Source organism: Sandarakinorhabdus sp. (assembly GCF_040398645.1).
Lineage (GTDB): Bacteria > Pseudomonadota > Alphaproteobacteria > Sphingomonadales > Sphingomonadaceae > Sandarakinorhabdus.
This window is the reverse complement of record NZ_JBBATR010000046.1, coordinates 12,404-19,209: the sequence shown is the minus strand read 5'-3', so window position 1 is coordinate 19,209 and position 6,806 is coordinate 12,404. Positions and strand designations below refer to the sequence as shown.

Sequence of the window (6,806 nt, the reverse complement as noted above, 5' to 3'; positions counted from 1 at the left end):
TCGCCCTGCAGCACGCCGCCCTGGATGGCAGCGCCCATGGCGACCACTTCATCGGGGTTGACGCTGGTGTTGGGCTCCTTGCCAAACAGCTCCTTCACGAAGGCGCGCACGCGCGGCATGCGGGTCATGCCGCCAACCAGGATCACTTCATCCAGATCGCCCGGCTTCACACCGGCTTCCTTGATGGCATCCAGGCACGGCTTGCGGGTGCGCTCGATAAGATCGATGACCAGCTTTTCCAGATCGGCGCGGGTGATCGACTTGACGAGATGCTTGGGGCCGTTCTGATCAGCCGTGATGAACGGCAAATTGACTTCGGTGGCAGCCGACGAAGACAGCTCGATCTTGGCCTTTTCCGCGGCTTCCTTCAGGCGCTGCAACGCCAGCTTGTCCTTGGTCAGATCAATGCCTTCGGCTTTCTTGAAATCACCCGACAGAAACTCCACCAGCTTGGCATCGAAATCTTCGCCGCCAAGGAACGTGTCACCGGACGTGGATTTCACTTCGAACACGCCATCGCCCAGCTCGAGGATGGAGATGTCGAAGGTGCCGCCGCCAAGATCATACACCGCCACGGTGCGGGCTTCGGTTTTCTTGTCGAGGCCGTAGGCCAGCGCAGCCGCCGTTGGCTCGTTGATGATGCGCAGCACTTCCAGGCCGGCGATCTTGCCGGCATCCTTGGTGGCCTGGCGCTGGGCGTCGTTGAAATAGGCCGGCACGGTGATGACGGCCTGCGTCACGGTTTCGCCCAGATACGCCTCGGCGGTTTCCTTCATCTTCTGCAGGATGAAGGCCGAAATCTGCGACGGGCTGTAATCTTCGTTGCCGGCACGCACCCAGGCATCGCCATTGGGGCCGCGCGCGATGTCATAAGGCACCAGGCCAGCGTCCTTGCTGGTCAGCGGATCATCAAACCGGCGGCCGATCAGGCGCTTTACGGCAAACACGGTATTGGCGGGATTGGTCACGGCCTGGCGCTTGGCGGGCTGGCCGACCAGCCGCTCGCCGTCCTTGGTAAACGCCACTTGGCTGGGGGTGGTGCGCGCACCTTCGGCGTTCTCAATCACGCGCGGCGCCGAACCTTCCATCACAGCCACGCAGCTGTTGGTGGTGCCCAAATCGATCCCGATTACCTTTGCCATGTCCGGCTCTTCCTTAATCTGTGGGGCCAGCCTGCTGCGCCCCATCAAGGCAGCGCGGCAGGGTCGTCCCCGGTTGGTTGTGTTGGCCAGTGCCCCAGCCTGTTCATCTCACCACGGCGATATAAGGTGCGAATCTGGCGCTGCAAGACGCCGGCCCCGCGATTAACGGAAGCAATCATGCGACAAGCCAAGGACGTGATGACGCAGAGCCGCATGTTGACTAGCGGCGAAACGGCGCTGGCGGCCAGTGTGTTCGGCGCGGCGCTGGATGCGGCGCGGGTGCTGGTGCACCGCGCCAAGTGGTGGGCATTGCAGCCACGGTGGGTCACGATGGCACCCGATGGCCATATCTGGTGCCATCCCAAGGGCGGCAACTGGAGCGCGGATTTCGCTGGCGAAGGCCTCGGCGGCCAGGCGCATTTCATACACGAGCTGGTACATGTCTGGCAGGTGCAAACCGGCGGGCATCTGGCGCTGCGCCGGCCGCCATGGGCGCGCTACCGCTACAAGATCGTGCCGGGCAAGCCGTTTGCGCGCTATGGCATCGAACAACAGGCCTGCATCGTCGAACACGGCTTTCGCGCGCGCGTCCGGGGTGATTCCGTCACATTGGCCGCACTGGCGGCGATCATCCCCTTTGCGGGCTGGAAATAGCAACCTGTGCGCGGCGCAGCGTTAACCGGCCGCCAGCGCATCCTCCGGGATCGCATAGAAAAGCCCGGCGCCCTGCATGGCGCTGGCTGACAGGGCCTGCACCTGCGGCAGTAGCTGTTCGGCAAAAAACCGGGCCGTGGTGCGTTTGGCCGCGGCAAACACCGGATCGGGATGGTGACGCGAGACCAGCGCCTGCTTTGCAAGTAACCAACCGCCCAATGTCAGGCCCATCAGCCGCAAATAGGGCACCGCGCCGGCCGCAACATCATCGGGATTGTTGGCCCCGGCCAGCCACACCGATGTGGTTTGCGCCGCATCCAGCGCATCCTGCAGCCACGGCGTGATCAGCTTCAATTCCGCATCATCGGACAGATCGTGCAGCGTGGCGCGCACCTCGCCCAAAATGTCCTTCCAATGCTGGCCGCCGTCCTGGTGCAGCTTGCGGCTGACCAGATCCATGGCCTGGATGCCGTTGGTGCCTTCATAAATTGGCGCAATACGGGCATCGCGCAAATACTGCGCGGCGCCGCTATCCTCAACATAGCCCATGCCGCCAAATACCTGCACGCCCATGCTGGCCACTTCCACGCCGATGTCGGTCGCCCACGCCTTGGAAATCGGCGTGAGCAGATCGGCCAAGCCCGAACCGGCGGCATCGCCCACATGCCCCCGATCAACGGCGGCGGCATTCAGATACACCAGCGCCCGCGACGCTTCGGTCAGCGCGCGCATGGTCATGATCGTGCGGCGCACATCGGCATGTTCAATGATGCGCACCGGATCGCGCGCGCCGGGGCCAGTGGCGCCGAACTTGGCGGATTGCACCCGCGTGCGGGCATAATCCAGCGCGTGCTGAGTCGCGGCCTCCGCGATGGCCACGCCTTGCAGGCCGACCTGAACGCGGGCGTTGTTCATCATGGTGAACATGGCGCGCATGCCGCCGCCTTCATGGCCGACCATCCAGCCGGTGCAGGCGTCATGATCACCAAAGCTCATCGTGCAGGTCGGGGAGGCATGGATGCCCAGCTTGTGTTCCAGGCCAACGCATTTCAGATCATTGCGCACCCCGCCGGGCAGGAATTTCGGCACCAGAAACAGGCTGATGCCTTTGGTGCCGGGCGGGCTGTCCGGGGTGCGCGCCAGCACCAGGTGCACGATATTGTCGGCGGCATCATGCTCGCCCCAGGTGATGTAGATCTTGGTGCCCTTGATCAGCCAGCTGCCATCCGGGCCGGGCTCCGCCCGGGATTTCAGCGCACCAACATCGCTGCCCGCGCTCGGTTCGGTCAGGTTCATCGTGCCGGTCCATTCCCCGGTGACCAGCTTTGCCAGATAGGCCGATTGCAATTCGGGGCTGGCATGGGCCGCCAACGCCTCGATCGCGCCCTGCGACAGCATCATGCACAGCGCGAATGCCATGTTGGCACTGGTGATCTGTTCCTGCACGGCCACAGCCACGGCAAACGGCAGGCCCTGGCCGCCATGGGCCTCGGCCACGCCCAGCCCGGCCCAGCCGGCATCGCGATATTGCGCATAGGCTTCGGCAAAGCCCGGCGGCAGCGTGACGACACCGTCCGCCAGCCGGGCATGAACCTTGTCCCCCACCACATTCAGCGGCGCAAACACATTGGCGGCCATCTTGCCGGATTCGGCCAGAATCGCCTCCACCATATCGGGCGTGGCATTGGCATAGGCCGGCAGCGCCGCCAGCCCCGGCAGATCGGCAATCACATCCAGCACAAAACGCTGTTCGGTGGTGGGAGCGGTGTAGGGCATGGACGCGATTTTCCGGCCTTGGGTTGAACAACATCACCGTATAGACGCGCAGCATGGCCAGCAACAGCCGCATCATCGCTCCAGACGCCGCCGGCATTGCCGCAGCGGCGGCGCTGCTGCGCGCTGGCGGCATCGTGGCGGTGCCCACCGAGACCGTCTACGGCCTTGCCGCGCGCGCCGATGATGGCGCAGCGGTTGCCGGTATTTATGCTGCCAAGGGCCGACCCAGCTTCAACCCGTTGATCGTGCATGTTGCTGATGTGAACCAGGCGCAGAAACTGGCAGTGTTTTCGCCGCTGGCGCAGCAGCTGGCAGCGCGCTTCTGGCCGGGGCCGCTGACATTGGTGCTGCCGCACCGGGCAGATGCGCCCGTGGCGTTGCTGGTCACAGCCGGGCTCGATACGATTGCACTGCGCTGCCCGGCGCATCCGGTGATGCAGCAATTGATCGCCATCGTGGGCCCGCTGGCGGCGCCGTCGGCCAATGCATCGGGGCGGATTTCACCAACCCGCGCCGCGCATGTGCTGGAGTCGCTTGCCGACGTTCCGGTGATCGATGCCGGGCCGTGCGCGGCCGGCGTGGAATCGACCATCGTCGCAATCGAGTCCAGCGGCTGGCGTTTGCTGCGCCCCGGCGCCGTGGCGGTTGAGGAATTGGGTGCCGCCGCTGGCCCGCCGCTGCCATCCGTGTCCACGGGTGGCCCGGTCGTGGCGCCGGGCATGCTGGCATCGCACTATGCCCCGCAGCAGCCAGTGCGGCTGGAGGCACTCACAGCAGAACAGGCGGAATTTCACATCGGTTTTGGCAGCGTTGCCGGCGATGCCACGCTGTCGGCAACTGGCGACCTGACGGAAGCCGCCGTCCGCCTGTTCGATCTGCTGCACAGCGCGCAGGCGTCTGGCCGCGCCGGCATCGCGGTGGCGCCGGTGCCCAGCCACGGCCTGGGCCAGGCAATCAATGATCGCCTGGCCCGCGCGGCCGCGCCCAGACGCTGAGGCCAGCGGTTAGAGCTTGCCGATTTTCTCGGCGGCTTCGCGCAGGATGGCGGCGATGGCTTGTGCCTGCTCAGCCCGGGATTCGGCGTCTTTCATGCCGTCCCGCGCCGCTGTGCGCAGATCATGCATGGCCTCGCGCAGGGGGCCCTGTTCGCTGTCGCTGTTGCACTTCGCCATATCGTCCAGGCGCTGGAGTGCGTCTTTCAACTGCTCCTCCGCCGCATCCAGCGCAGCGCGGCCTGCGTCGGTGATGGCGTAGCAGCGGCGGCCTTCCTCGCTGGCGATTTCGGCAATCAGGCCTTCATCGGCGAGCATGCTCAGCATCGGATAAATCATGCCCGGTGACGGCGAATAGAGGCCGCCAGACAGGTTTTCGATGGCCTTGATCAGATCATAGCCGTGGCGCGGCTCTGCTTTGAGCAGGTGCAGCGTCAGGATCTTCAGCGCATCGGCACCGAAGCGCCGGCGGCGGCGGCCCGGACCGGGGCGTGAGCCATCAAAGCCGTCGCCGAACTCATCGGCAAAGGCGCGGGCAAAAGCAGCCCAGCGGCTGCCGCGGCCGGCCCAGCGGCCACTAAACTCCTTGTTGAAACGTTCACCGTCAAAATTGAAGCGGAAGTGCATGGGGGAGACTCCGGATAGAGGATGGGGGAGGTCTTAAGATATATCTTGAACGAGTGTATTACAAGAGCAGTGCAGCAAATTCGGCATCGCGATCAAAGATTGCAATTGCAACTCATTCGCATTAATGCCATCATTCATGCCATGGAGAAGTGACCGATGTTTGTGCAGCATGATACAATGTGGCCCTATGCAGGGCAGCCCGGCGCAGAGCCTTCGGGCCCGCAGCGCCGGGACGATCCGGCCGGGCTGACGCCAATACAGCGCGATCTGCTGTGGTGCGTGCGCCGGCTGGCGATGGTCCGCCCGCTGGGCAGCGCCCGCGATGCACATGTTCATGCCCTGCTGCAGCGGCGCTTTGGCGAACACGGCCTGGGGCTGGAGCACCTGCTGCGCTGCCTGATCCTTGGCCTGGCGCAGCGGGCAGTGCGGCCATTGCGGCTGCACCTGCCGTTTCACGCCTGCGTGGCCGCGGATGAGCAGCGCCTGCTGCTGGCACTGGCCGAAGCATCGCGGCCAGCGCGGGCGGCGGCTGCGCTGGCGCCGATGGCCGGGAGCCGCGGCGCTGAACTGGTGCCATATCTGGCCGGCATTGCCGCCTTGTTGCCCCCGGAATAGCGCCATAGACTGCCCCCGTTCAAAAGGGGGAATGATCATGCGCCTGTTGGCTGTTGCTGCTGTCCTGCTCGCTTCATCGGCCAGTGCCAAGCCGGTTGTGCTCACCAATGGCCTGATCGTCGATGGTTCGGGGGCAGCGCCTTATGCCGGCTGGCTGGCGATGAACGGTGATCGCATCACTGCCATCGGCAAGGGCACCACGCCGGCCGGCGTGGTGAAGGGCGCGGCGGTCAACGACGTGCGGGGCCAGGCGATATCGCCGGGCTTTGTGAACATGCTCAGCTGGGCCACCGAAAGCCTGCTGATCGATGGCCGGGCGCAAAGCGATATCCGCCAGGGCGTCACGCTGGAAATCATGGGCGAAGGCAATTCGATGGGGCCGCTCAATCCGGAGATGAAGCGGCTGGGCTTGGCTCGGCAGGACGATATCAAGTATCCGATCACCTGGACGACGCTGGCCGAGTATCTGGCCACGCTGGAAAAGAAGGGCATTGCGCCCAACGTCGCCAGTTTCGTCGGCCACACCACGGTGCGCGTGCATGAAGTGGGCGAAAGCGATATTGATCCCACGCCGGCGCAATTGGCGCGCATGCAGGCCCTGGTGCGCGCGGCGATGAACGACGGCGCGCTGGGGCTGGGCACATCGATGATCTATGCACCGGCCGCCTATGCCGAAACCCCGGAACTGATCGCCTTGGCCAAGGCCAGCGCGGCCTGCGGCGGCATGTATATCAGCCACATGCGGTCCGAAGGCGACCGCATCGAACAGGCGGTGGACGAACTGATCGACATCGCCCGCCAATCCGGCGGCCCGGCCGAAATCTGGCACATGAAAATGTCGGGCCAGAAGAATTGGGGCAAGCTTGATACCATTATCGGCAAAATCGAAGCCGCCCGCGCCAGCGGCATCCGCATCACCGCCAACATGTACAACTACACCGCTGGCGCCACCGGGCTGGATGCGGCGATGCCGATCTGGGTGCAATCGGGCGGGCTGGAA

The 6,806-nt window shown here is 64.8% G+C and carries 7 protein-coding genes; 4 read left to right on the top strand and 3 right to left on the bottom strand.

Annotation, left to right across the window (positions count from 1 at the left end):
• The coding region (gene dnaK / locus ABWP50_RS10285; RefSeq protein WP_353217899.1) for a molecular chaperone DnaK at nt 1-1,142 on the bottom strand (1,142 nt) is incomplete at its 3' end.
• Nucleotides 1,143-1,319: 177 nt separating this feature from the next.
• Here dnaK and ABWP50_RS10280 point away from each other — a divergent pair.
• Nucleotides 1,320-1,796, top strand: coding sequence for a vgr related protein (locus ABWP50_RS10280; protein WP_502951032.1), 477 nt, complete (start codon nt 1,320-1,322; stop codon nt 1,794-1,796).
• 21 nt (nt 1,797-1,817) lie between these two features.
• On the opposite strand, the gene ABWP50_RS10275 is transcribed toward ABWP50_RS10280, so the two are convergent.
• Nucleotides 1,818-3,572: an acyl-CoA dehydrogenase gene (locus ABWP50_RS10275; RefSeq protein WP_353217898.1), complete on the bottom strand. Its 1,755-nt coding sequence runs from the start codon at nt 3,570-3,572 to the stop codon at nt 1,818-1,820.
• 53 nt (nt 3,573-3,625) lie between these two features.
• On the opposite strand from ABWP50_RS10275, the gene ABWP50_RS10270 reads away from it, so the two are divergent.
• Nucleotides 3,626-4,567, top strand: coding sequence for an L-threonylcarbamoyladenylate synthase (locus ABWP50_RS10270; RefSeq protein WP_353217897.1), 942 nt, complete (start codon nt 3,626-3,628; stop codon nt 4,565-4,567).
• Between the two features lie 9 nt (nt 4,568-4,576).
• On the opposite strand, the gene ABWP50_RS10265 is transcribed toward ABWP50_RS10270, so the two are convergent.
• Entirely contained in the window at nt 4,577-5,191 is a 615-nt protein-coding gene (locus ABWP50_RS10265; RefSeq protein ID WP_353217896.1) for a PadR family transcriptional regulator, read from the bottom strand.
• A gap of 156 nt (nt 5,192-5,347) precedes the next feature.
• Here ABWP50_RS10265 and ABWP50_RS10260 point away from each other — a divergent pair, with 156 nt between their 5' ends.
• Both ABWP50_RS10260 and ABWP50_RS10255 read left to right on the top strand, forming a co-directional pair.
• A complete protein-coding gene (locus ABWP50_RS10260) occupies nt 5,348-5,806 on the top strand; it encodes a hypothetical protein (protein WP_353217895.1) in 459 nt (152 codons plus the stop codon).
• A gap of 37 nt (nt 5,807-5,843) precedes the next feature.
• Nucleotides 5,844-6,806, top strand: a 963-nt coding sequence (locus tag ABWP50_RS10255; RefSeq protein ID WP_502951031.1) for an N-acyl-D-amino-acid deacylase family protein, incomplete at its 3' end; no start/stop codon positions are given.